This window comes from Rathayibacter sp. VKM Ac-2754 (genome assembly GCF_009807095.1).
GTDB lineage: Bacteria > Actinomycetota > Actinomycetes > Actinomycetales > Microbacteriaceae > Rathayibacter.
On sequence record NZ_WUCC01000012.1, the window covers coordinates 25,611 to 50,194 of the forward strand.

The window sequence follows — 24,584 nt, forward strand, 5'->3', positions numbered from 1 at the left end:
AGCGCAGGTGAAGAGGGAGGCCGGGCTGGTGCCCGCCTCCCTCTTCTGCTGTCGCGACGAGAGCGCTACTTCTTGTCCTTGGTCTCCACGTCGCCGGAGAGCGCGGCGATGAACGCCTCCTGGGGGACCTCGACGCGGCCGACCATCTTCATGCGCTTCTTGCCCTCCTTCTGCTTCTCGAGGAGCTTGCGCTTGCGGGTGATGTCGCCGCCGTAGCACTTGGCGAGGACGTCCTTGCGCATCGCGCTGATCGACTCGCGGGCGATGATCCGCGCGCCGATGGCGGCCTGGATCGGCACCTCGAACTGCTGGCGCGGGATCAGCTTGCGCAGGCGCCCGGTCATCAGCACGCCGTAGGCGTAGGCCTTCTCGCGGTGCACGATCGCGCTGAACGCGTCGACCTGCTCGCCCTGCAGCAGGATGTCGACCTTGACCAGGTCGGCCTCCTGCGAGCCGGCGGGCTCGTAGTCGAGGGAGGCGTAGCCGGCGGTCTTCGACTTGAGGTTGTCGAAGAAGTCGAAGACGATCTCGCCGAGGGGCATGTGGTAGCGGATCTCGACGCGGTCCTCGCCGAGGTACTCCATGCCGATCAGGGTGCCGCGCCGGCTCTGGCAGAGCTCCATGATCGTGCCGACGTAGTCCTTCGGCGCGAGGATCGCGGCCTTGACGATCGGCTCGGTGACGGAGGCGATCTTGCCGACCGGGAACTCGCTCGGGTTCGTGACGGTGACGGTCTTCTTGTCCTCCGTCGTGACCTCGTAGATGACCGAGGGCGCCGTGGTGATCAGGTCGAGGCCGAACTCGCGGTCGAGGCGCTCGGTCACGATCTCGAGGTGCAGCAGGCCGAGGAATCCGCAGCGGAAGCCGAAGCCGAGGGCGACGGACGTCTCGGGCTCGTAGACGAGCGCGGCATCGGACAGCTTGAGCTTGTCGAGGGCCTCGCGCAGGTCGGGGTAGTCGCTGCCGTCGATCGGGTAGAGACCCGAGAAGACCATCGGCAGCGGCTCGGTGTACCCCGGAAGCGCCTCGGTCGCGGGCTTCGACGCGGTGGTGACGGTGTCGCCGACCTTCGACTGGCGCACGTCCTTCACGCCCGTGATCAGGTAGCCGACCTCGCCGACTCCGAGGCCCTTGGTCGAGGTCGGCTCGGGGCTCGACACACCGATCTCGAGGATCTCGTGCGTGGCGCGGGTCGACATCATCTGGATCTTCTCGCGCGGCGAGAGCTGGCCGTCGATCATCCGCACGTAGGTGACGACGCCGCGGTAGGAGTCGTAGACCGAGTCGAAGATCATCGCGCGGGCCGGCGCGTCCTTCTTCCCCATCGGGGGCGGGACGAGCTCGGTGACGCGGTCGAGCAGCGCCTCCACTCCGACACCGGTCTTGCCCGAGACGCGCAGCACGTCGGAGGGGTCGCCGCCGATCAGGCTCGCGAGCTCGGCCGCGTACTTGTCGGGGTCGGCCGCGGGGAGGTCGATCTTGTTGAGGACCGGGATGATCGCCAGGTCGTTCTCGAGCGCCAGGTAAAGGTTGGCGAGCGTCTGGGCCTCGATGCCCTGCGCCGCGTCGACCAGGAGGATCGCGCCCTCGCAGGCGGCGAGCGAGCGGCTGACCTCGTACGAGAAGTCGACGTGACCCGGGGTGTCGATCATGTTGAGGGCGAAGGTGCGGCCCTCGTGCTCCCACGGCATGCGCACGGCCTGCGACTTGATCGTGATGCCGCGCTCGCGCTCGATGTCCATCCGGTCGAGGTACTGCGCGCGCATCGCCCTGTCCTCGACCACGCCCGTGATGCCGAGCATGCGGTCGGCGAGGGTGGACTTGCCGTGGTCGATGTGCGCGATGATGCAGAAGTTGCGGATCGACGCCGGATCGGTCGCGGCGGGCTCGAGGGCGGTGAGGGCACGTGGAGACATTGTGGGTCCAGTGTCCCATGCCCGTGGGGCGGGGCCGTCTCGGGCTGCCCGACTAGAGGTCGAGACCGTACGTCCGGGTCGGCTCGACGCCGGGCGGGTTCTCGCGCTCGGGCAGGCGGCTGAAGCCCATGCTCTCGTAGAGGGCGTGCGCGGCGAGCATGTCGGTGCCGCTGTTCATCACGACGCGCTCGAGGCCCCGCTCGGTCGCCAGCATCACCACGAACTCGGTGAGCAGGCGGCCGAGACCCCGGCCGCGCGCCTCCGGGGCGACGGCGAGCAGCCGCCAGTCGAGCTCGCCCGGCCGGCCGAGCTCGTACAGGGTGCGCCCCTCGGCCGCGGTGGTCACGGTGGCGAGGAGGCGGCCGTCGCGATCCTCCGCCACCCAGACCTGGCCCTCGCGGTCGTGCCGGGCGACGTCCGCGACGTCCGCGGCGTACTCCTCCCCCAGCTCGTAGTCGTGGGCGTAGGCGGTGACCCGGAGGCGCGAGACCTCGTCGTACTCGCTCGCCCGCACGCGGCGGACGAGGATCCCGTCGCCGCTCACGCGGGGGCCGGGAGGGTGCGGAGGCCGTGCTCGATGTCGGCGGGGTCGGCGGCGAGGCAGATGCGGATCCAGCCCTCGCCGCTGCGTCCGAAGGCGCTGCCGGGCGCGACCGCCACGAGGGTCTCGAGGAGGAAGGCCTCGGCCCAGCCTGCGACGTCACCCTCGCTCGCGTGCGAGACGTCGACCCAGAGGTAGAAGGCCCCCTCGGGCTCGCGGAAGCGGATGCCGCGCTCGTCCAGGAGAGCGGTGGCGAGCTTGAGGTTCGAGAGGTAGTGGGCGGAGGCGGCGGCCACCGCGTCCTGCGGTCCGGTCAGCGCCGCGAGGGCCGCGCGCTGGTCGGGAGTCGCGACGCAGCTGATCGCCGCCTCCTGCACCGTGACCATCGTCTTCGTCATGCCGGGAGGCGTGACGAGGTAGCCGACGCGGACGCCGGTCATCGCGTAGGTCTTCGAGAGCGAGAAGACGCTGAAGATCCGGTCGTCGTCGTGGCCGAGCTCCTCCGCGATCGCCGCCAGGCTCACGTGCGGGCGGCCGTAGGTGAAGTACTCGTAGACCTCGTCGCTGATGATCCAGAGGTCGTGGCGGCGGGCGAACTCGAGGAGGCGCTCGAGGAGCGGCCGCGGGTAGACGACTCCGAGCGGGTTGGACGGGCTGTTGACGATGATCACGCGGGTGCGGTCGGTCACGATGCGCTCGAGCTCGTCGAGATCGGGGAAGAAGCCGTTCTCGGGGCGCAGCGTGTAGGGCACGGGGATCGCGCCGATCATCCGCGCGTTCATGGTGAACGTCGTGTAGCCGGGATCGGGCAGGAGGACCTCGTCGCCCGCGGCCAGCGTGAGCGTCATCGCCTGGTAGAGGGCCTGCGTGCCGCCGATGGTGAGCCAGACCTGCTCGACGTCGGCGTGGATCCCGTTGTCGCGGGCGAGCTTGTCGACGATCGCGCGACGCAGCTCGGGGATGCCGCCGTTGGGGCCGTAGTTCGTGTCGTCGGCGGCCCACGCGGCCCGCGCGGCCTCGATGATGTGCGGCGCGAGCGGCACGTCGGGCTCGCCGACGGCGAGGAACGTGACGCCCTCGAGGCGGAGGGCGATCTCGAAGAGACGGCGGATGCCCGAGGGCGGCACCGCGGGGATGTGATCGGCGAGACGTGGCATCGCTGGCCAGAGTATCGGCGCGCGTGGCCCGCCCTCGTCGATGACACCCGTGCACCCGCGGCGTGTCGCGGCCGCGCGGCGCAGTTGAACGGGGGCGACGGGTGCGCTAAAGTTCCTTGTTGGCTTGCGCTCCCACCCGGACTCCCGGAGTTGTGGAGTGATCACTGGCCGGCGACCTCCAGTCGCACCGCGCGGCGATCGCACCGACGCCCGCGGAAGAGGCACTCCGTCGAGTAGCCGGCTGCACGCACACACGCACATTCGAGAAGAAGGTAATCCACGTGGCAAACATCAAGTCGCAGATCAAGCGCAACCTCACCAACAAGAAGGCGAATGACCGCAACAAGGCGGTCAAGAGCGAGCTGAAGACCGCCGTCCGCGCGGTCCACACCGCCATCGCCGCCGGCGACTCCGAGAAGGCCGCCACCGCGCTCGCCTTCGCCGCGAAGAAGCTCGACAAGGCCTCGAGCAAGGGCGTCATCCACAAGAACCAGGCCGCGAACCGCAAGTCGGCCATCGCGAAGCAGGTCGCCGCGCTGTAGTTCTGCGCTGCACTGCGACGAAGAAAGGGTCCGGCCGTTGGCCGGGCCCTTTCTTCGTCTCCGCTCCGCGTCGACGGACTCCTCGTTCCTCGTCGTCCGTCGCGCAGTCGGGCTGTGCTCGATTCGACGAACTCCTCCTTCGTCGTCGTTCGTCGCGCGGTCGGCTTCCAGGGGTGGTTGCGGTGGGAGGAGCGGGGAGCGTTCCGGGTACGACGATCCGCTCGCACGCGGATCGCCGGTGACCCTGCGGAGTAAGCGGATGCACCTCGCCCTGTAGAGAGGGGCATCGGCGCACTAGCCAGCGTGCTGGCAGAGGAGACGGCGCCTGCCGCCATTCATGCTGGTCGAGTAGCCCCGCAGGGGCGTATCGAGACCCACCAGCTTCAGCAGATCCGCATTCCGGTCCTGTCTGTTGACGCGGGGAATCTCGATATGCCTGCTGCGCGGCTGGGGGCTCGATCAGCGAGGATCGCGGCCCTGTTCAGCAGGTGCGGCAGCTCGCGGGGCGGGTCAGGCGCGGCCCTTGAGGATGAGGTTCCAGTAGACCCAGGGCAGCACGAAGCGGTCGGCCAGGTAGGTGGCGCGGCGCTCCTTGGCAAGGCCGTTCCAGAAGGGGATCGTCGGCATCGGGCGGTAGCGGTCGTCGAACTCGGCGAAGACGACGGTGGAGCGGGAGACGACGAACGGGCAGACGGAGTAGCCGTTGTAGACCTGCGGCAGCGGCTTGCCCTTGCGCGCGGCGACCAGGTTCTTCGCGAGGGCCTTCACCTGCGGCCGGAGGGCGCCTCCGGACTTCGAGTTGGTGGTGGCGGCGGCGTCGCCCAGCGCCCACACATCGGGATAGCGGGGGTGCCGGAGCGTGAGCGGGTCGACGTCGACGAAGCCGCCGGCGTCGCCGGGCGCGGTGAGTCCGGTGTCGGCGAGCCAGTCGGGCGCCGACTGCGGAGGGACGGCGTGCAGGACGTCGTACGAGAGCGTCTCGCGAGCGCCGTCACCGGCGATGACGATCGTCTGCTGACCGGCGTCGACCTCGACCAGCTCCCGGCTGTAGCGCACATCGATGCCGTACTCCGCCACCTTGCGCTCGAGCTCGGCGTCGATGAGCGGCATGCCGAACACCGTGGGCGTGGGCAGCACCAGCACCACCCGGATGTCGTCGAGCACGCCGGTCTCGCGCCAGTAGTCGCAGGCCAGGTACATCGGCTTCTGCGAGGCGCCCGCGCAGGTGGCCGTGCCGTCGGGCTGCGTGAAGACCACTGTGCCGCTGCGGACGTCGCGCAGCACGCTCGACGCCTTGCGGGCGTAGTCGTACTCGTAGTTGGAGATGCCGACGGGCGACTGCATAGCCTCGGTCAGACCGGGCACCGAGGCCCAGTCCTTCTGGATGCCCGGGCAGACGACGAGCTGGCCGTAGCCGATGCGGCGCCCCGACGAGAGGGTGACCGTCTTCGCGACGGGATCGATGGTCTGCACGCGGTCGCCGATCAGGGTCACGCCCTTCGGCATCACCGAGGCCTGCGGGCGGGTCGCCTTCGATGCCGGCGCCGTACCGCCCGCGACGTGCGAGAACATCGGCTGGTAGAAGTGGGTCTCGCGCGGCTCGATCACGGCGACGTCCGAGACTCCGTAGCGGCGCAGACGCCCGGCGACCGACAGTCCGGCGTTGCCACCGCCCACGATCAGGACGTCGTGCCGATCGGAGGAGGCGGGGAGTGCTGATTCGGTCATCTCTCCACCGTAGGGGCCGCTTCCGCGCACCGGACGGGCTGGACAGCTCGCCGGATCCGCTGCCCGAGTGGTGGGCGAGCGGTCAGACGCCGCGCGACGAGACGATGGAGACCATGCGCTCGAGGGCGTAGACGGGGTCTCGGGTGGCGCCCTTGACGTTGGCGTCGGCGTCGGCGACCGTGACGATCGCGGTGCCGAGGCCCTCGCCCGTCCACCCCTGCAGATCGCGGCGGGCGCGGTCGACCTGCCACGGTGCGAGCCCCAGGCGGGAGGCGATCTGGCCGGAGCCCTCGCGGGAGCCGGCGACCTTGGCCATGGTGCGCAGCTTGCTCGCGAAGGCGGCGACGATCGGGACAGGATCGGCTCCAGAGGCGAGGGCGTGACGCAGCCCGAGGAGCGCCTCCCCGTGCCGGCCCGCGATCGCGGAGTCGGCGACCGTGAAGGCGGTGGTCTCGACCCGGCCGCCGTAGTACTTCGCGACGGTCGCCTCCGTGATCTCGCCCGGGGAGTCGGAGATCAGCTGCTGGCACGCCGAGGCCAGCTCGTCGAGATCGTCGGAGAAGGCCGACACGAGCGCACGGATCGCACCCGTGGTCGCGGTGCGGCCGGCGGTGCGGAACTCGGCGACCGTGAAGTCGACCTTGTCGCTCTCGCGCTTGAGCTCGGCGCAGACGATCTCGACGCCTCCCCCGGTTCCCGACCGGATCGCGTCGAGCAGCTTCTTGCCGCGGTTGCCGCCGGCGTGCCGGAGCACGAGCGTGGTGCCGTCGGCGGGAGCATCGAGGTAGGCGAGGGTCTCGAGGAGGAAGGCGTCGGTGCACTTCTCGACGCTCGAGACGCGGATGAGGCGCGGCTCGTCGAAGAGCGACGGGCTGGCGAGCGTGATGAGCTCGCCGGGTGCGTAGCCGCCGGCGTCGATGTCGCTGACCTCGAGGCTCGGATCCTCGGCCCGCAGGAAGTCGCGGAGGAACCGCACGGCGCGATCGGCGAGGAACTGCTCGGGGCCGGTGATCAGGACGATGGGTGCGGGCCGCGTCTGGTTCCACGCGAGCTGCGGGATCGCCGCCTTGGACGGCGCCGCCTTCGCGCGTGCCGGGGCCCTGCCTGCCATGCCGTCGTCCTCCCGTGTGGCGCCGATCCGCGCGCGGTCAACCCTATGGTCCGTCGATGTGTCGGCTGCGGCCTCGCACCGCTCGATGTCGGCGCGACCGGTCGCGACCTGACGCTTGCACGACCGTACCGCCGACCACCGACGCTGGGCCTCTGCGCTCCTCGGTCGCTGCGGACGGAGCGAGCGCAGCTCACGGCCGCAGCGGAGCGAAGCCCTTCTTGCGGAGCAGATCCTTGATCGGCGTGTGGTCGTCGAAGATGTAGGCGCGGGCGAGGAGATCGTTGAAGTTCCTCGCAACCGACGGATCCTTCTCGTCGACAGGAACCGTCAGAAGGACGTCTCGCCCCTCGTTGAGCAGAAGTCCGTTGGCCACGAAGAGCGCTGTGCGCTTGTTGCCGTCTTCGAACGGTTGGGCCTTCGCCAGCTCGACGAAGAGATCGAGCGCGTTCTCCTTCGGATCGACGCCGCATGTGGCATTCCGCAGGATCCGCTCCATGTCGTCCTGCGTCACAGGGCGGGGTTCGTGGGGACCGTGGATCGTGTTGACGCCGATTCCCTGATCCGCGGTCCTGAAGCGGCCCGGGTAGAGCGGTCCACTCCTGGTGATCGCGGCGTTGACGGCTCTGACGTAGGCAGCATCTATCGCGGCTCCGGTGCTGTCGATGACGAACTGCGCGACGTCACGGAGGTCTTCCAGGAGGGCGAGATCGGAGCGTGAGGTGATGCCGTCCAGGCTCCCCGAGCGGAGGAACCGCTCGGTGTCGAGCCGACCGGCTTGCAGTCCGTCGAACACCTTTCCCGACGAGTAGACGACGCCGGCGAGATCGACGACGGTGAGCTTCGTCACGACCCCTCCCTTCTTCTGCCTCGGTTCGAGCCCTGAGATCGTACCGACGGCCGGATGCCTGATCGGTCTGTGGTGGATGCGCGAGCCTCGACGCCGCAGACGGAAGCGCCACGCCACTCACCCACACCGCCACTCCATCGGAGCGGGACGAGAGGACGACCGTGCCGTCCAGATCCGTCCGCAGCGCCTCGGTGCCGCGCTCGGCGAGCAGGGCCAGCAAAGACGGGTTCGGGTGGCCGTAATCGTTCCCGGCGCCCACCGAGATCAGCCCGATTCGGGCACCGAGCGCGTCGTAGAGCGCGGGTGACTGGTCGGAGGAGCCGTGGTGCGCCACCTTCACCACGTCGACGCGGCCCATGTCGAGCCGCGCGACCCTCCCCTGCTCCTCCTCGCCCAAGTCGCCGAGCATCGCGACGGACAGCGGTGCGCCCCTCGCATCCGCGGCGATGTCGACTCGGAGGGTCACGCTCGCCGGGTTGCCGCGCAGCGAGCTCCCCCGCTCGGGCCACTCCACCCGCCAGCGCAGGGAGCCGAGGGCGCCGGAGTCCCCGCGCACCGCCTCGCGAACACTCGCCCCACCCTCCTCGAGGTCCCTGCGATCCCGGTCGTCGTCTGCCCCGTCGGAAGGACCGACCAGTGCGAGATCCACGCGACCGACCGCCGCCTCGAGCCCGCCGACGTGGTCGAGGTCGTAGTGCGTGAGGACGAGCAGCGCGATGCGGTCGACGCCGAGCAGATCGAGGCAGGCGTCGAGCGGTTCGGGGAGCGGGCCCGTGTCGACCAGGAGCACTCCGGCATCGCCCCGGAGCAGCAGGGCATCGCCCTGACCGACGTCGCACATCGCGATCCGCCAGTCGGCGGGGATCGCCGCCGAGCGGAGGAGCGGTGTGGCGACGGTCGAGGCCCCCGCAGCCACGAGCGCACCCGCCAGCACGAACCCCGAGAGCCGCCGCACCGGGGCGAGGCGGGCGGAGCGCGTCACGAGCAGCAGCCCGAGCACCGTGAGCACCGTCAGCGCGACCACACCGCCGAGACCCGGCCACCACGCGAGGCGAGGGGAGGGCCAGGAGGCGACGGCGCGGGCGATCGCCGCGATCCACCAGGCGGGAACGGCCGCTAGACCGATCACGGCGTCGGCAGCGGCCGGCCACCAGGGCGCCAGGAGGCAGCCGATCAGCCCCAGTCCGGTGGCGGCGGGCGCCGCGGGCTCGGCGAGGAGGTTGGCGAGCACGCCGTACACGGGTACCGATGGATCGACGAGCAGCACGACCGGCTGGCACGCCGCCTGCGCCGCGATCGGCACCGCGAGCACGAGCGCGAGCGGGCGGGGCAGCAGAGCGCCGAGCCTCCGGGCGATCGGCTCCGCGAAGAGGAGCAGGCCGGCGGTCGCCAGGACGGACAGCACGAAGCCCAGCTGTCCCGCGATGCCCGGGTCGAGGACGACGAGGACGATGACGCTCGCGAGGAGGGAGGGGACGGCTGCTCCGGAGCGTCGGCCGAGCCGCGCGAGCAGGACGACGGTGGCCATCGCGGCCGCCCGGACGACGCTCGGCTCGGGAGTCACGAGGACGACGAAGGCGGCGAGCACGGCCAGCGCAGCGCAGGTCCGGAGGCGCCTCCCGGCTCCGAGCAGCGCCGCGACGCTCCAGCCCGCGACCACGACGACCGCGCAGTTCGCGCCCGACACCGCCGTCAGGTGGGTCAGCGACGCCGTCCGCATGTCGTCCTCGAGGCCGGCGTCGAGCGCCGAGGTGTCACCGGTGGCGAGCCCGGGGAGCAGGCCGGCGACGTCGCCGCCCAGCCGCCCGGCGCGGTCGAGGAACGTCGCGCGCAGCACCTCCGCGACGGCGGCGACTCCGGTCGGCTGGCTCCGCTCGGCGACGGCCGACGCGGTGAGCAGCGTGCTCTCTCCGACCGCCCCTCCTCCGTCGCCCCTCGCCTCGAGGACGAGCTCGGCGGCGACGGGCAGCCGCCCGCCCGGCTCGGCGAGGAAGACGCGCACCGGCGCCGAGACCTCCTCCTCATCGAGACGCAGGGCGGTCGCGTCGAACCAGACTCCGCCCGTGGCCAGCGGGCGCGCCGCCGTGTCGACGCGGACGAGCGCGGAGACGACCGCCCTCGATTCGGCGGCCTCTCTCAGCGCCGGCGGGTGCCGCTCGGGCGCGGTGACCACGACGGAGGTGACGGCCAGCGCCGCTCCCGCCAGGGCGACGACCACGAGCACCGCGACGGTCGCGCCTCGACGGCCTCGGAGCGCGATCGCGACGGCGAGAGCGAGCCCCGCGACTAACCAGGTCACGGTGACGATCGCCCGCCCCGACTCCAGAGCCGCCGCGATCGGGAGGAGCCCTGAGAGAGCACTCGCCAGCCACACCGCCAGAGCCGCAGGGAGCAGCCGGAGGTCGTGCCCCCGCACGCCGGTCACGGCGCGACCAGCTCTCGGAACGCCTCGAGCGTCTTCTCGCCGATGCCCGGCACCTCGAGCAGCTGGTCGATCGACGTGAACGGCCCGTTCGCCTCCCGGTACGCGATGATCTTCGCCGCGGTCGACGGCCCGACCTCGGGCAGCTCCTCGAGCTGGGCCGCGGTCGCCGTGCTGAGGCTGACGAGCGAGCCGTCTCCCGCGGCAGCGGGCGCGCCGCCCGCGACCGGAGCCGCCCCCTCCGCCGGGACGAGGAGCTGCTCGCCGTCGACGAGCCTCCGCGCGAGGTTGACCGCCGCGCGGTCGGCGACATCGGTGAATCCGCCCGCCGCCGCGAGAGCGTCAGCGACGCGCGCACTCGGGTCGAGCAGGTAGAGACCCGGATCGACCACCTCGCCGGCGACGTGCACGTAGAGCATCTCGAGCGAGGCCGACGCCGCAGTCGAGGGCGCGAGGCTCTCGGCGGGCGGCAGCACCCGGGTGCGTCCGGCCGCCTGCGCCCCCGCGAGCAGGACGGCGACCACCGCCGCCGCGATGACCAGCACCACGGCCGCTCCGAGCCCGATCCGCCAGCGCGGTCGGGCACGACGCGGCCGTCGCAGAAGCGCGGACAGCTCCTCGTCGCTCGTCTCGGCCTGCTGCATCCGGCGACCGTACGACCGCGGGCGAGTACCCCACAGGCGCCGGCCGCGGATCCGTGGACGACGAAGGGGCTCCTCCGCTGTGGAGGAGCCCCTTCGAGGGAGGATCTACGCCGGCTTCGTCACCAGGTTCACCAGGCGCGGAGCCCGCACCACCGCGGTCACGACCTCGCGGCCCTGCAGTGCCCGCGCGACGCCGGCCGAGGCCCGCGCCTTCGCCTCGAGCTCGTCGGATGAGATCTTCGGCGACACCTCGAGGCGGTCGCGGACCTTGCCGTCGACCTGGAGGATCGCGGTGACCTTCTCCTCGACGAGCAGGTTCGGGTCGGCCTTGCGCCAGAGCGCGTGCGCGACGGTGCCCTGGTAGCCGAGACGCTGCCACATGTCCTCGGCCGTGTACGGCGCGAACAGGTTCAGCGCCATCGCGACCACCTCGGTCGCCTCGCGGACGGCGGGGTCGCCCGCGCCGGCTCCGGAGTCGATCGTCTTGCGGGTCGCGTTCACGAGCTCCATCAGGCGCGCGACGACGACGTTGAACTTGAACGCCTCGATCAGGCCCGGGGCCTCGGCGAGGAAGCGGTGCGTCTGGCGGCGGAGCGCGGCGTCGCCGTTCTTCCACTCGACGTCGGGCTTCGTGGTGACGTCCTTCGCGAGGCGCCAGGCGCGGGCGAGGAACTTCGCGCTGCCCGAGGGCGACACGTCGGCCCAGTCGATGTCGTCCTCCGGGGGGCCGGCGAACGCCATGGTGAGGCGCACGGCGTCGACGCCGAACTCGTCCAACTGGTCCGACAGGCGCACGATGTTGCCCTTGGATTTCGACATCGCGGCGCCGTCCATCTGCACCATGCCCTGGTTGAGCAGCGCCGTGAACGGCTCGGTGAACGAGACGTAGCCGAGGTCGAAGAGCACCTTGGTGATGAACCGCGCGTAGAGCAGGTGCAGGATCGCGTGGGTGACGCCTCCGACGTACTGGTCGACGGGCGCCCACTTCTCGGCGAGCTTCGGGTCGAAGGCCTGGCCGGAGTCGTTCGGCGACAGGAAGCGCAGGAAGTACCACGACGAGTCGACGAAGGTGTCCATGGTGTCGGGGTCGCGGCGGGCGGGCGAGCCGTCGACCGGGTTCGGCACGTTCACCCAGTCCTCGGCCGCGCCGAGGGGCGAGGAGCCCTTCGGCTGCAGGTCGAGGCCGTCGGTCGAGGGCAGCACGACGGGCAGCTGGTCCTCGGGGACGGGGATCAGCTCGCCGTTCTCGCCGTGGATGATCGGGATGGGCGTGCCCCAGTAGCGCTGGCGCGAGATCAGCCAGTCGCGGAGGCGGTAGTTCTTGGCCGAGCGGCCGCGACCGCGCTCCTCGAGCAGCTTGATGACGCGCTCGATCGCCGTGCGCTTCGAGAGTCCGTCGAGCGGGCCCGAGTTCATCAGGCGGCCGTCGCCGGTCAGCGCTTCGCCGGTGACGACGGGGTCGACGGAGTAGCGCTTCTCGAGCTCGGCGAGCTCGTCCGGGTCCTCCGGGATGACCGGGATCGCCCCGGTGACGGGCGCGGTGGTGTCGACGACGACCCGCACGGGCAGGTCGAAGGCGCGGGCGAAGTCGAGGTCGCGCTGGTCGTGCGCGGGCACGGCCATGACCGCGCCGTGGCCGTAGTCGGAGAGCACGTAGTCGGCGGCCCAGATCGGCAGGCGCTCACCGTTGACGGGGTTGACCGCGTAGCGGCCGAGGAAGACGCCGGTCTTCGGGCGGTCGACGGTCAGGCGCTCGATCTCGCTCGACTTCTGCACCTTCTCGAGGTAGCTGCGGAACGCCTCCCGCACCTCCGAGTCTGCGTTCTCGACGAGCTCGGACGCGAGGTCGGAGTCGGGAGCGACGACCATGAAGGTCGCGCCCCAGAGCGTGTCGGGGCGGGTCGTGAAGACCGTGACGCGCTCGTCGCGGCCCTCGATCTCGAACTCGACGTCGGCACCGATCGAGCGGCCGATCCAGTTGCGCTGCATCGCGATGACCTTCGACGGCCACGAGCCCTCGAGCTGGTTGAGGTCGTCGAGCAGGCGGTCGGCGTAGTCGGTGATCTTGAAGTACCACTGCGTGAGCTTCTTCTTGACCACGACGGCGCCCGAGCGCTCGGAGGTGCCGTCGGCGAGGACCTGCTCGTTCGCGAGCACGGTCTGGTCGACCGGGTCCCAGTTGACCCAGCTGTCCTTGCGGTAGGCCAGGCCCTTCTCGTACATCTTGAGGAACAGCCACTGGTTCCACTTGTAGTACTCGGGGTCGGAGGTGTGGATGACGCGGTCCCAGTCGAACGACGCGGCGTAGCGCTTCATCGAGCGCTTCTGCTGGTCGATGTTGTCGTAGGTCCACGAGACGGGGTTCAGGCCCCGCTTGATCGCCGCGTTCTCGGCGGGCAGGCCGAAGCTGTCCCAGCCGATGGGGTGCAGCACGTTGAAGCCCTGCTGGCGCCAGTAGCGGGCGATGACGTCGCCGAGCGCGTACGCCTCGGCGTGACCCATGTGCAGGTCGCCGGAGGGGTACGGGAACATGTCGAGCACGTACTTGCGGGGGCGCTTGTCGTTCTCGGCGTCGGTCGCGAACGGGCGCGACTCCTCCCAGATCGGGAGCCACTTGTCCTGGAGGGCGCGGAAGTCGTAGCGGTCCTCGTCGTGCGGGCCGGTGTGCGCGGAGCTGTCTTCTGCCACGGGTATGTCTCACTTCTGAAGGGTGGGGAGGACGCGCGCGACCACGCGCCGGCGTCCGACGAACCACCCTACTGGCCTCTACAGGCCGGGCGACGAATCCTCCGCGGCTGCACCGGCGACTCCGAGGACGGCGAGCAGGGCCCGGGCTTTGAGGCGGGTCTCCTCGACCTCCTCGCCCGGCACGGACAGCGCCGTGATGCCGCCGCCGGTGCCGATCCGGGCCGATCCGGCGTCGAGGACGAAGGTGCGGATGGTCATCGCGAGGTCGAGCGAGCCGTCGGAGCCGAACCGCCCGAAGGCTCCGGAGTAGACGCCGCGCGGCCCCGCCTCGAACTCTCGCAGGAGCTCCACGGCTCGGCGCTTGGGCGCTCCGGTCATCGACCCGGCCGGGAAGGTCGCCGCCAGGAGCCCGGACACTCCCACTCCCGCCGCGAGCCGCGCCGAGACCTCGCTGACCAGCTGGTGCACGTGCGGGTAGCTCTCGACCTCGAGGAGGCGGTCGACCCGCACCGAGGACGGCTCGGCGATGCGGGCGAGGTCGTTGCGCACGAGATCGACGATCATGACGTTCTCCGCGCGCTCCTTGACGCTCGCCAGCAGGTCCTCGCGCAGACGGGCGTCCTCGGCACGGTCGCTCGAGCGCGGCCGGGTCCCCTTGATCGGATGCGTGGCCACCCGCCCGTCGATGTCGGCGGTGAGGAAGCGCTCGGGCGACGCGCTGACGAGGGCGCGCTCGCCGATGCGGATCAGCCCGCCGTGGTGGCTCCGGCTCGAGCGGCGGAGCCGGCGGTAGCACTCGACCGGATCGAAGCGGCCCTCGACGATCACCTCGTTCGTGAGGCACAGCTGATAGGCGTCGCCCGCGCGGATCGCGGCCTGGCAGCGCTCGATCAGCGCGAGGTAGCGGGCGGAGTCGTGCCGCCAGCGGACGACTCCCGCGGGCTCGGGCTCGCGGGGAGCCGGGATCGCCGCCGGAGCTGCGGCGAGCGCCTCCGCGAGCCGCTCGGCCGCCTCCCGGCGCCCCTCGCTGAAGACGAGCGCGAGCGTGCGTGCGGAGTGGTCGAACTCGAGCACGGGGTCGCCGCGGAGGAGGGCGACGACGGGGGGATCGCCGGCGACAAGCGGCAGCGAGACGAACGGCGCCCCCGCCTCGTAGGCGATCCAGCCGTAGCGGCCGAGGGCGCGGTCGCCTCCCCCGTGGCCGTCGAGCTCGGCGAGGGCGTCGGCGGAGTCGCCGAACAGCACGTCATCGAGGGAGCACGCCCCCTGGTACGAGCGGCCCGCCGTCGCGTCGGCGCCGGAGTCGAGCCAGAAGGAGGCGGGCGCGTCGCGGAACAGGGCCAGGTACGCCCGCTCCGGGTCGACCCACGGCAGGGCGAGGCGCCGGGCAGTGCCGTCCGGAGGTGCGGCGCCGATCACTCGGATAGCGTAGGCCGTCGTGGACGACGACCGGGTGCTGAGGTGGGACGGGACCGGTCTCGCTCCTGCACCGACCCACCCGGCCGCGCTCGACGCCGCCGACTCCTGGCTCGTCGTCGACGGACGCGTCCGCGGACTCGAGCTGCACCGCGAGCGCTTCCTCTCGGCGGTCGCCGAGGCGGGCGGTCCCGGCGATGCGGACGGCTTCTTCGACTCCGCGGTCGAGGCGCTCCCCCGCACGGGCGAGCACTTCCCCCGGGTCGAGCTCGCCGCCGGGACCCTGCAGCTGCGCCTGCGCCCGGCTCCTGCGCGGGGACGCTCGGTGGTCCTCTGGACCAGCCCCGTGGATCCGCGCCGCACCCCCGAGCGGAAGGGTCCGGACATCAGCCGTCTCGCCCTGCTCCGCACGCGCGCGGCGGCCGCCGGCGCCGACGAGGCGGTGATCCTCGACAGGGAGGGTGCCGTCGTCGACGGCGCCTCGAGTGCCGTGATCTGGTGGCTCGGCGACGCCCTGGTGCTGCCGCCGCCCGACTCCCCCCGGGTCTGGAGCGTCACCGCGCGCACCCTCTCGGTGCTCGCGGGCGCCCTCGGCGTCGACGTCATCGAGGTGCCAGCCGAGCCCGCCACGCTCGACGGCCGGGAGGTCTGGACCGCGAACGCCCTGCACGGCCTCCGCCTCGCCACCTCCTGGGTCGACGGACCGGCGCTCGCCGCGGAACCCGGCCGCCTCGACACCTGGCGCCGGCGCCTCGACGCGCTGAAGCGGCCCCTCCCCTGAGCGACGCCGGCGACTTCGTCCGCGCCGCGCTCGAGTACGAGGGCGACGTCTGGCGTGCTCAGGACGTCCGCGACCGGCTCGGTCTCGACGCCACCGGAGCCTCGGTCGGGGCCGTCCGAGGGACTGTCCGGGACGCCCTGAAGAAGTTCCCCGACCTCGGCCACGACGAGATCACGGCCCTCTCCTCCGAGCTGTGGGCCCCGCCCGTCTTCGAACCGCGCCTGGCGGCCGTCGTGCTGCTCCAGTCGCGGGTCGCACTGCTGCGCGCCTCCGATCTGACGCGACTCGAGGGCTTCGTGCGCGACTCCCGGGTCGACTCCCTGACCGATCCGCTCGCCCGCGACGTCGTCCGGCCGCTCCGTGAGAGCCTCGACAGCCAGGCGCGGACCCGCGCCGACGCCGTGCTCGACCGGTGGGCGGCCGAGGGCGGTCGGCTCGCCCGGGCCGAGGGCATCGTCAGACGTTGACGGCGGTCCCGCCGCCGACGGTGATCCGGCGGTCGACGGCGAGTGACGGATCGACGCGGTGCGCGATCAGCACCACCGTCCGCCCCTCCGCGGCCCGGAGCAGATCGGCGAGCAGCGCATCCGCCACGGGGGCGTCGACCGAGGCCGTCGGCTCATCGAGGATCAGCACGTCGAAGTCGGCGAGCAGCGCCCGCGCGAGGGCCAGCCGCTGGGCCTGCCCGCCCGAGACGAGGGCGCCGCGCTCGCCGACGCGGGCGTCGAGTCCCCCGCGTGCGGCGGTCCAGGAGGCGAGTCCGACCCGCTCGAGGACGTCCTCGAGGACCGCGTCGTCCGCCTCCGGCCTGGCGAACAGCAGATTCTGGCGGATCGTGTCGTCGAAGAGGTACGGCTGCTGCTCGACCAGTCCGACGACGCGCCGGACCTCCGACTGCGGCAGGGTTCGCGCCTCCACTCCCCCGAGCAGGAAGGAGCCCGAGTACTCGAGGAAGCGCACGAGCACGTGCGCGAGCGTGGTCTTGCCCGAGCCGCTGCCGCCGGTCACCAGCACGCGGGACCCGGCGGGGAGGTCGAGGGTGACGCCGGTGAGCGCCTGCTCCGCCGCTCCCGGCCAGCCGGCCGAGAGGTCGCGGAGGACGATGTCGCGCCCGCGCGGCGTCTCGGCCCGCGGATCGACGGCATCGTCGGTCGCGAGGGCGGGCGAGGACGCCTCCCGGTCGAGGTCGGCCAGGCGCTGAGCGCCGGAGAGGGCGGTGCGCGCCGACTGGATGGCCAGGGGCGCCACGGCGACGACCTCGAAGACCGCGAGCGGGACCAGCACGATCACACCGAGCGCCGGGCCGCCGAGGTCGCCGATCGACGGGACGCCGAGGGCGAGACCCGCCCAGACCGCGACGCCGGAGCACAGCGCGAGAACGGCTGCCGTGAGCCCCGCCGAGGCCGCCCGGCGCCGCGCAGCCCGGGTGAGAGCCGCCTCCGCCTCCGTCACGTCCGCGACGGCGCGCTCGGCCGCGTCGAAGGCGATCAGCACGTCGAGCCGGGTCACGAGCAGGTTCACCCGCTCGGCCAGCTCTCCACGCAGCGGGGCCAGCTCGCGGTCGGCGCGCGCCGAGAGGAGGCCCGCTCCCACGGCCGACCCCGCGAAGCCGAGCAGGAGGAGCGCGAGGAGCGCGATGCCCATCGCCGGCAGCAGCAGCCACACCCCGACCACCGCGGCGGTGGCGACCACCCCCGAGACGATCAGCGGCTGCACGACCCGCAGCGGCACGTCCTGCTGCGAGTCGACGTCGGCGATCACCCGCGAGACGAGGTCGCCGCGGCGCACCCGCCCCAGACCGTCGGGCGCGATCGGCACGAGGCGCTCGTACACCCCGGCCCGCAGCTCGGCGAGCGCGCGGAAGGCGGCGTCGTGCCCGCTGAGGCGCTCCAGGTAGCGGAAGAAGGCCCGCGCGAGAGCGAAGGCGCGGACGCCGACGACGGCCATCGAGAGGAAGAGGATCGGCGGCTGCTCGGCGGCGCGGACGATCAGCCAGGCCGAGCAGGCGAGCAGTGCCACCACGGAGGCCGAGGAGAGCAGCCCGAACGAGAGTCCGGGGACGAAACGGCGCGCCGGGGGCATCGCGGCACGGAGGACGTCGGCGCGCCTCATCGCAGCACCGCCTCGGCCGGTGCGAGGACGACGACGGAGTCGGCCGCCGCGAGGGTCCCGGGTCGGTGGCTCGCGACGATCACGATCGCTCCCTCGTCGGCGAGGGTGCGCAGCCCGGCGAGCAGCGCGCGCTCCGACTCCGCGTCGAGCGCCGCGGTCGGCTCGTCGAGCGCCAGCACCCGGCAGTCGCGCTCGAGCAGTCGGTGGATCGCGCGCGCCGTCGCCACGCGGGCGCTCTGCCCGCCCGAGAGCCCGGTGCCCTCCGCGTCGACGCGGCGGTCGGGCTCGACGTCGGCTCCGGCGAGCGCCAGGGCCCGCGCGACCCGGGCGGGATCGGGCGAGCGGGTGCCGAGCTCGACGTTCGAGCCGACGGTGCCGGGCAGCAGGTCGGCGCGCTGGCCCGACCAGGCGAGCCAGTCGCGGCCGGCACCCACGGACACCGGGTCTCCGCCGAGGAGGAGGGAGCCTGTCGCGGGGACGACGCCGGCGAGGGCCGCGAGGAGGGTCGACTTGCCCGAGCCGCTCGGCCCCGCGATCGCCGTGATCGTGCCCGGCGAGAAGACGGCGTCGACCGGAGCGAGCACTCGGCCGGCGCCGTCGTCGACCGCGAGGGCGCGCACCTCGAGCGGCCCGGCGCCGCGGGGTGCCGGCGTCGCCGCGGGCAGCAGAGCCGCGCGCTCGATCACGGCGAAGGCCTCGTCGGCCGCCTGCACCCCGTCGGCCGCCGCGTGGAACTCGGCGCCGACCTGGCGCACGGGCAGGAACACGTCGGGCGCGAGCACGAGCACGAACAAGCCGACGGCCAGGCCGAGCGACCCGTCGACGAGCCGCAGCCCGATCGAGACCGCGACGAGCGCGACCGACAGCGAGCCGGCCAGCTCGAGCACGAACCCGCTGACGAACGTGACCCGCAGCACCTTCATGGTGTGCAGCCGGTACTCCTCGGTCAGAGCTCGGATGCGCGCGCCCTGGCGCTCGGCCCGGCCGAAGATCTTGAGGGTCGCCAGCCCGCCGACGGTGTCGACGAAGCCGGAGGCGAGGGCCTGCAGCCGCGCCCACTGCCGCTTCTGCACCGACTGCGTCGCCCAGCCGATCAGCACCATGAAGACGGGGATGAGCGGCAGCGTCACGATCAGGAACAGCGCGCTGAGCGGATCCGCGAGGAACACGGCGAACGTCAGCAGCGGAGTCGCGACGGCCGTCGCGATCAGCTGCGGCAGGTAGCGCGCGAAGTAGCCGTCGAGCGCGTCGAGCCCGCCGCCGAGCAGCGCGACGACACCGCCCGACCCGCCGCCGGAGCGACCCGCCGGACCGAGGGCGACGAGCGCCTCCAGGACGGCGTGCCGCAGCTGGGCCTTCGCGCCGACTCCCCCGCGAACGGCATTGACCTCGGTCGCCCAGGCCAGCGCCGCCCGTGCCGCCACGACCGCGAGCAGCGCGGAGAGGAGCGGCGAGAGCTCCTCGGCCGAGCGTCCGTCGACCGCGCCCGCCACCAGCTGCGCGACGAGCCAGGCGAAGGCGACGATCGCCAGGGTGCGACCGAGCGCCAGCGCGCCGCCCAGCACCAGGAACAGTCGGGCGGCGCGGGCGTAGCGGAGCAGACGCGGGTCGAGGGGCTTCACGTCAGTGCGCGTCGACCGGGATGTGGGTCCGGGTGATGCGCTTGCGGAAGATCCAGTAGGTCCAGGCCTGGTAGCCGACGATGAGCGGCACGAACACCAGGGCGGTCCAACTCATGACGGTCAGCGTATAGGGAGTGCTCGAGGCGTTCTCGATGGTGAGGCTGTTGGCGATGTCGTTCGAGGCGGGCATGACGGCGGGATACAGCGTCGTGAACAGCATCAGGACGGAGAGGGCGATGGTGCCGGCGAGCAGGGCGAACGCCCGGCCCTCCCGGCCCCGCGCGTTGGCGACCCAGGCGAGGATCAGCGCGCCCGCCGCGGCGATCGAGAGCAGGAGGGTCACGGTGCCTCCCTGGGCCAGGTTCGTCCAGGCCAGGAAGACGGCGGCCACGAGGATCGTGACCAGCCCGGCACGCGAGGCGAGCCTCCGCGCCCTCTCGCGGATCTCGCCGTCGGTCTTGAGCGAGACGAACACCACGCCGTGCGTGAAGAACAGCAGGAGCGTCGTGGCGCCGCCGAGCAGCGCGTAGGGGTTGATCAGGTCGAAGACGGTGCCGATGTAGTTGTGGTCGGCATCGAGCGGCACGCCCTGGACGATGTTGGCGAAGGCGACGCCCCAGAGGAACGCGGGCAGCGCCGACCCGACGGTGATCATCGTGTCGAACCGCTTCTTCCAAGCCGCCTCGGGACGCTGGTGCCGGTACTCGAACGACACTCCTCGGGCGATCAGCGCCAGGAGGATCACGAGCAGCGGCAGGTAGAAGCCGCTGAAGAGCGTCGCGTACCACTCGGGGAACGCCGCGAACAGCGCGGCTCCCGCGACGATCACCCACGTCTCGTTGAGATCCCAGACCGGGCCGATCGTGTTGATCAGCACGCGGCGGTCGGTGTCGTCCCTGCCGAGGAACGGCAGGGACATCCCGACCCCGAAGTCGAAACCGTCGAGCACGAAGTAGCCGATGAAGAAGACGGCGACGACCCAGAACCAGATAGTGGCCAGATCGAACTGTGCGAGATCCATGATCGTACCTTCCTCAGTAGACCGTGCCGACGAGCTGCGGGCGACCGCTCTCCTCGTCGATCTCGGGGGCGTCGTCCGGTCCGGCCTGCGCGGCCTTGAGGATGAGCCGGAACTCGACGACCGCCAGGGTCCCGTAGATCGCGGTGAAGGCGATCAGCGAGATCAGGACCTCGAGGCCGCTGACGCCGGGCGAGACGCCGTCCTCGGTCTTGAGCAGTCCGAAGACGAGCCAGGGCTGGCGGCCCATCTCGGTGAAGATCCAGCCCACGATCATGGCGAGCAGCGGGAGCGGGGCCGCCCAGGTGGCGATCCTCCACATCCACTTCTTCGGCTCACGGCCCTTGCGGGTGAACCAGAGGCCGGCCGCCGCGACGCCGATCGCGAGGACGCCGAGCGCCATCATCCAGCGGAACGACCAGTAGGTGACCCAGATGATCGGCGTGTAGTCGCCGGGGCCGTAGACCTGCACGTACTGCGCCTGCAGGTCGTTGATGCCCTCGACGGTGCCGGTGAAGGTGTGCGTCGAGAGGAAGGAGAGGAGGTAGGGGATGCGGATCGAGAACAGCTCGCTCGAGCCGTCCGGCGTGCCCCAGGTGAAGACCGAGAAGGAGGCCTCAGCGCCCGTCGACGTCTTGTAGAGCGCCTCCGCCGCCGCCATCTTCATCGGCTGCGTGTCGACCATGGCCAGGCCCAGCGAGTCGCCCGTGAAGAGCGTGAGGCCGCCGCTGATGAGCATCATCCACGCGCCGAACTTCAGCGCCGGGCGCATGGTCTCGAGGTGCTGGTTGCGCGACAAGTGGTACGCGGCGACGCTGATGATCACCGCGGCCGAGACCATGAAGCAGGCGAAGATCGTGTGCGGGAACGCGGCGAGCGCGACCTTGTTGGTGAGCAGCGCCCAGATGTCGGTGAGCTCCGCGCGCCCCTTGGTCTCGTTGATCTCGAAGCCGACCGGATTCTGCATGAACGCGTTCGCGGCGATGATGAAGTAGGCCGAGAGGGTCGTCCCGAGGGTCGTCAGCCAGATGGTCGCGAGGTGCAGCTTCTCGGGGAGCTTGTCCCAGCCGAAGATCCACAGGCCGATGAACGTCGCCTCGAGGAAGAACGCGAGCAGCCCCTCGAAGGCGAGCGGCGCCCCGAAGACGTCGCCGACGAAGCGGGAGTAGTCGCTCCAGTTCATGCCGAACTGGAACTCCTGGACGATGCCGGTGACGACTCCCATCGCGAAGTTGATCAGGAAGATCTTCCCGAAGAACTTCGTCAGCTGCAGGTAGTGGATGCGGCCGGTGCGCACCCAGCAGGTCTGGAAGATCGCGACGGTGAGCGCCATGCCGATCGTGAGCGGCACGAACAGGAAGTGGTAGATCGTCGTCAGGCCGAACTGCCACCGCGACAGCAGGAGTGGATCCAGGAGTTCGTTCACGGCCCCGAGCTTAGGTCGGGCGCCGGCCCCGATGGCCTCCGATCCCAGTACTGGAGCGGATGTGCGGGCCTCTGAGGCCCTTCTGCGACACCCTTTGCAGGGTGCTTCCACGACGCCCGCCGGCCGCCCCTGTTCACGACTCGCTCGACGTCGAGACAGTACGTCTCGACGTCGAGCGAAGACGCCCCGAGGGGCGGGTCGAGCAGGGCCGTCGGCTGTCGGAAGCACTCCGACGACCGTCTCGACGGCGAGCGACCTCGGCGGCGCCCCGAGCCTGCGAAACCGGCTCGTGAAGTCACAGCCTCTTCTCAGTCAACGGCGGGTCCGAGGGGCGGCTGAGAATCCGTCCGGCGGGGTGCGCGGGCCCCTCGCGCGGCACCACTGCTCAGGCGCGGCACCGTACGATCGATCCATGCCGAGCAAGGGGAGCTATGCCAAGGGTGTCGCCAAGCGCGAGGAGATCCTGCAGACCGCACTCGAGGTGTTCTCCCGCCAGGGATACCGTCGGGCGTCCCTGCGGGAGATCTCAGAGGCGGTCGGCCTGACCCAGGCGGGTCTGCTGCACTACTTCGACTCGAAGGAGGAGCTCTTCGCCGAGGTCCTCCGCAAGCGCGACGACGTCGACCGCGCGAATTACGACCTCGACGACAGCGGAGACCCGGCGATCGCCGGTCTCGTCCGGCTGATCCGGCACAACAGCGAGGTCCCCGGTCTGGTGCACCTCTACGCGACGCTGTCGGCCGAGGGCACGGATGAGGCGCACCCGGCGCACGAGTTCTTCCTCGACCGCTACCGCACGACGACGGAGGTGCTGGCCGAGAGCGTCCGCGCCGACCAGCGCGAGGGGCTGATCGCGGCCGACATCGATCCCGAGGTCGCCGGCCGCATGATCACCGCCCTGGCCGACGGACTGCAGATCCAATGGCTGCTCGACGAGGACGTCGACATGGGCGACATCGTCGAGACGTTCTGGGCGCTGCTCAAGCGCGTCCGCTGACGAGCGACTCCCCCGTGAACGACGTCCTGAGCGGGATCCTCGACTTCGTCGTGAGCGTGCCGCCGGTCTGGCGGACGCTGCTGGCGGGGCTGGCGATCTTCTTCGAGACGACGATCCTCGCGGGCCTGATCGTGCCGGGCGACACCGTCGTGATCGTCAGCGCGACCGGCGTCACTACTCCGCTGCAGTTCGTCGCCCTGGCGCTCACCGTCATCGTCGGCGCGCTCTGCGGCGAGTCGGTCGGCTTCTACCTCGGGCGCTGGTTCGGCCCGCGGATCCGCGCGTCGCGGCTCGGACGCCGGCTCGGCGAGAAGAACTGGGTGCGGGCCGAGCGCTATCTCGCGCGGCGCGGCGGGATCGCGGTGTTCCTCTCGCGCTTCCTGCCGGTGCTGCACTCGCTGATCCCCCTCACCGTGGGCATGAGCGGGATGCGCTACCGCACCTTCATGGCCTGGACGACGCCCGCGTGCATCCTCTGGTCGTTCGCCTACGTCGGAGTCGGCGCGGCGGCCGCCGGCGGGTACCGAGAGCTGTCCGACAGCCTGCACTACGCCGGGTACCTGTTCGTCGGAGCGATCGTGCTGTTCGCGCTGGTCGTCTTCGGCGCCAAGAAGCTCCTGAAACGAGCGGAGGCGCGTCACCTCGATGAGTGACGCGCCTCGCGCGGGTGGTGCGGGAGCGACTAGTCGACGAGACCGGCCGACTCGAGCCACTCGGTCGCGATCGACGCGGCCGACTTCTCGTCGTTCACGCTCTCGGCGTTGAGCGACACGAGATCGTCGGCGGTCAGCTTCGCGCTGACGGCGTTGAGGACCTCCGCTGCGGCGTCGTCGACCTTGTCCGAGACGATCGGCACGACGTTGTCGGCGACGAACAGACCATCGGGGTCCTCGAGGGCGACGAGGTCGTTCGACTGGATGTTCGGGTCGGCGGTGTAGATGTTCGCCAGCTGGATCTGGTTGCTGGTGAGGGCGTCGACCGTGGTCGATCCGCCGCTGTCCTCGATCGCCTGGAACGTGGTGTCGATGCCGTACTTCTCCTTGAGCGCGTCCGGGCCGTAGGGGCGCGTCTGCAGCTCGGAGTTGCCGCCCAGCACGATCGGGTCGGTGACGTCGGCGAGCGAGGCGATGTCGGTGAGGCTCCACTTGTCGGCGAAGGCCTGGGTGACGGTGTAGGAGTTCTGGTCGCTCGCCTCGGCGGCGTCGAGGGCGCGGAGGCCGTCGGGCAGCGCGTCGGTCAGAGCGGAGTAGACGTCGTCCGCGGTCGTGGCGGTCGTGTCCGGCTCGAGCGCCTGGAGCAGGCTGCCGTCGTACTCGGGGAACACGTCGATGGATCCGCTCTCGATCTCGGGCAGGTAGATCTCGCGCTGGCCGATGCGGAGGTCGCGCTCGACGGTGAAGCCGCCGTTCTCGAGTGCCTGCGCGTAGATCTCGGCGATGATCTCGTTCGAGTAGTAGTCCTGCGAGCCGACGACGAGGGTCGCGCCGCCCTCGGAGGAGTCGGAACCCGATCCCGAATCGAGCGGATCGCTGGACGAGCACCCTGCCAGTGCCACGACGGCACCGACCGCGAGTGCGCTGAGCGCGACACGGCCCTTCTTGGTTGCTGTGAACATA

Annotated in this window: 20 protein-coding genes; 5 read left to right on the forward strand and 15 right to left on the reverse strand. The window is 71.4% G+C overall.

All coding sequences use genetic code 11. The annotated features are described in order from the left end of the window. Positions 1 to 65: 65 nt before the first annotated feature. Genes lepA through GRS92_RS16525 form a run of 3 tightly spaced genes read right to left on the reverse strand, consistent with a single transcriptional unit; the run spans position 66 to position 3,614 of the window. Positions 66 to 1,916 carry a translation elongation factor 4 gene (gene lepA / locus GRS92_RS16515; protein WP_159858526.1) on the reverse strand — a complete coding sequence of 617 codons (1,851 nt, stop codon included), beginning with the start codon at positions 1,914 to 1,916 and terminating at the stop codon, positions 66 to 68. A gap of 52 nt (positions 1,917 to 1,968) precedes the next feature. After that, a complete protein-coding gene (locus GRS92_RS16520; protein WP_159858529.1) occupies positions 1,969 to 2,460 on the reverse strand; it encodes a GNAT family N-acetyltransferase in 492 nt (163 codons plus the stop codon). Next, on the reverse strand, positions 2,457 to 3,614 hold the full coding sequence (locus GRS92_RS16525) for a pyridoxal phosphate-dependent aminotransferase (RefSeq protein ID WP_159858532.1): 1,158 nt from the start codon (positions 3,612 to 3,614) through the stop codon (positions 2,457 to 2,459). The genes GRS92_RS16520 and GRS92_RS16525 overlap by 4 nt, the downstream gene beginning before the upstream one ends. A gap of 281 nt (positions 3,615 to 3,895) precedes the next feature. Here GRS92_RS16525 and rpsT point away from each other — a divergent pair, with 281 nt between their 5' ends. Beyond that, positions 3,896 to 4,156 (forward strand): 30S ribosomal protein S20, encoded by a 261-nt coding sequence (gene rpsT / locus GRS92_RS16530; RefSeq protein WP_056044322.1) that lies wholly within the window; start codon positions 3,896 to 3,898, stop codon positions 4,154 to 4,156. Between the two features lie 510 nt (positions 4,157 to 4,666). On the opposite strand, the gene GRS92_RS16535 is transcribed toward rpsT, so the two are convergent. The 7 genes from GRS92_RS16535 to GRS92_RS16565 all read right to left on the reverse strand — a co-directional run bounded on the left by GRS92_RS16535 (position 4,667) and on the right by GRS92_RS16565 (position 15,015). Continuing rightward, positions 4,667 to 5,884 carry an NAD(P)/FAD-dependent oxidoreductase gene (locus GRS92_RS16535; RefSeq protein WP_159858535.1) on the reverse strand — a complete coding sequence of 406 codons (1,218 nt, stop codon included), beginning with the start codon at positions 5,882 to 5,884 and terminating at the stop codon, positions 4,667 to 4,669. An 82-nt stretch (positions 5,885 to 5,966) separates the two neighbouring features. Beyond that, positions 5,967 to 6,995, reverse strand: coding sequence for a DNA polymerase III subunit delta (gene holA / locus GRS92_RS16540; protein ID WP_159858538.1), 1,029 nt, complete (start codon positions 6,993 to 6,995; stop codon positions 5,967 to 5,969). A 190-nt stretch (positions 6,996 to 7,185) separates the two neighbouring features. Next, a complete protein-coding gene (locus GRS92_RS19075; RefSeq protein WP_235022092.1) occupies positions 7,186 to 7,788 on the reverse strand; it encodes a Fic family protein in 603 nt (200 codons plus the stop codon). Continuing rightward, positions 7,676 to 10,267, reverse strand: a complete 2,592-nt coding sequence (locus GRS92_RS16550; RefSeq protein WP_159858544.1) for a ComEC/Rec2 family competence protein — start codon at positions 10,265 to 10,267, stop codon at positions 7,676 to 7,678. The genes GRS92_RS19075 and GRS92_RS16550 overlap by 113 nt, the downstream gene beginning before the upstream one ends. Next, a complete protein-coding gene (locus GRS92_RS16555) occupies positions 10,264 to 10,908 on the reverse strand; it encodes a ComEA family DNA-binding protein (protein ID WP_159858547.1) in 645 nt (214 codons plus the stop codon). Before GRS92_RS16555 ends, GRS92_RS16550 begins: the two co-directional genes overlap by 4 nt. Positions 10,909 to 11,013: 105 nt before the next feature. Next, the gene (leuS, locus tag GRS92_RS16560; RefSeq protein ID WP_204162417.1) at positions 11,014 to 13,596 is read right to left on the reverse strand and encodes a leucine--tRNA ligase; all 2,583 of its coding nucleotides are present in this window, start codon (positions 13,594 to 13,596) and stop codon (positions 11,014 to 11,016) included. Between the two features lie 78 nt (positions 13,597 to 13,674). Then, complete coding sequence (locus tag GRS92_RS16565; RefSeq protein ID WP_235022087.1) at positions 13,675 to 15,015, reverse strand: anthranilate synthase component I family protein; 1,341 nt, start codon at positions 15,013 to 15,015, stop codon at positions 13,675 to 13,677. Between the two features lie 19 nt (positions 15,016 to 15,034). Here GRS92_RS16565 and GRS92_RS18905 point away from each other — a divergent pair, with 19 nt between their 5' ends. Continuing rightward, positions 15,035 to 15,793 (forward strand): aminotransferase class IV, encoded by a 759-nt coding sequence (locus tag GRS92_RS18905; protein WP_204162418.1) that lies wholly within the window; start codon positions 15,035 to 15,037, stop codon positions 15,791 to 15,793. Next, positions 15,790 to 16,260, forward strand: coding sequence for a DNA alkylation repair protein (locus GRS92_RS16570; protein ID WP_159858758.1), 471 nt, complete (start codon positions 15,790 to 15,792; stop codon positions 16,258 to 16,260). Before GRS92_RS18905 ends, GRS92_RS16570 begins: the two co-directional genes overlap by 4 nt. Here GRS92_RS16570 and cydC read toward each other — a convergent pair. From cydC to GRS92_RS16590, 4 genes are read right to left on the reverse strand one after another with little or no spacing between them, the layout of a single operon-like run. Then, the gene (gene cydC / locus GRS92_RS16575) at positions 16,250 to 17,905 is read right to left on the reverse strand and encodes a thiol reductant ABC exporter subunit CydC (RefSeq protein ID WP_159858550.1); all 1,656 of its coding nucleotides are present in this window, start codon (positions 17,903 to 17,905) and stop codon (positions 16,250 to 16,252) included. The genes GRS92_RS16570 and cydC overlap by 11 nt on opposite strands. Beyond that, positions 17,902 to 19,527, reverse strand: coding sequence for a thiol reductant ABC exporter subunit CydD (cydD, locus tag GRS92_RS16580; protein ID WP_159858553.1), 1,626 nt, complete (start codon positions 19,525 to 19,527; stop codon positions 17,902 to 17,904). The genes cydC and cydD overlap by 4 nt, the downstream gene beginning before the upstream one ends. 1 nt (position 19,528) lies before the next feature. Next, positions 19,529 to 20,548, reverse strand: coding sequence for a cytochrome d ubiquinol oxidase subunit II (cydB, locus tag GRS92_RS16585; protein WP_159858556.1), 1,020 nt, complete (start codon positions 20,546 to 20,548; stop codon positions 19,529 to 19,531). Positions 20,549 to 20,561: 13 nt separating this feature from the next. Beyond that, positions 20,562 to 21,971 carry a cytochrome ubiquinol oxidase subunit I gene (locus tag GRS92_RS16590; protein WP_159858559.1) on the reverse strand — a complete coding sequence of 470 codons (1,410 nt, stop codon included), beginning with the start codon at positions 21,969 to 21,971 and terminating at the stop codon, positions 20,562 to 20,564. Between the two features lie 412 nt (positions 21,972 to 22,383). Between GRS92_RS16590 and GRS92_RS16595 the strand changes: the two genes are divergently transcribed. Further along, positions 22,384 to 22,968 (forward strand): TetR/AcrR family transcriptional regulator, encoded by a 585-nt coding sequence (locus GRS92_RS16595; RefSeq protein ID WP_159858562.1) that lies wholly within the window; start codon positions 22,384 to 22,386, stop codon positions 22,966 to 22,968. A gap of 14 nt (positions 22,969 to 22,982) precedes the next feature. After that, entirely contained in the window at positions 22,983 to 23,621 is a 639-nt protein-coding gene (locus GRS92_RS16600; RefSeq protein ID WP_159858565.1) for a DedA family protein, read from the forward strand. A gap of 29 nt (positions 23,622 to 23,650) precedes the next feature. Here GRS92_RS16600 and GRS92_RS16605 read toward each other — a convergent pair whose 3' ends face one another. Continuing rightward, positions 23,651 to 24,583: an ABC transporter substrate-binding protein gene (locus GRS92_RS16605; RefSeq protein ID WP_159858568.1), complete on the reverse strand. Its 933-nt coding sequence runs from the start codon at positions 24,581 to 24,583 to the stop codon at positions 23,651 to 23,653. Position 24,584 lies beyond the last annotated feature (1 nt).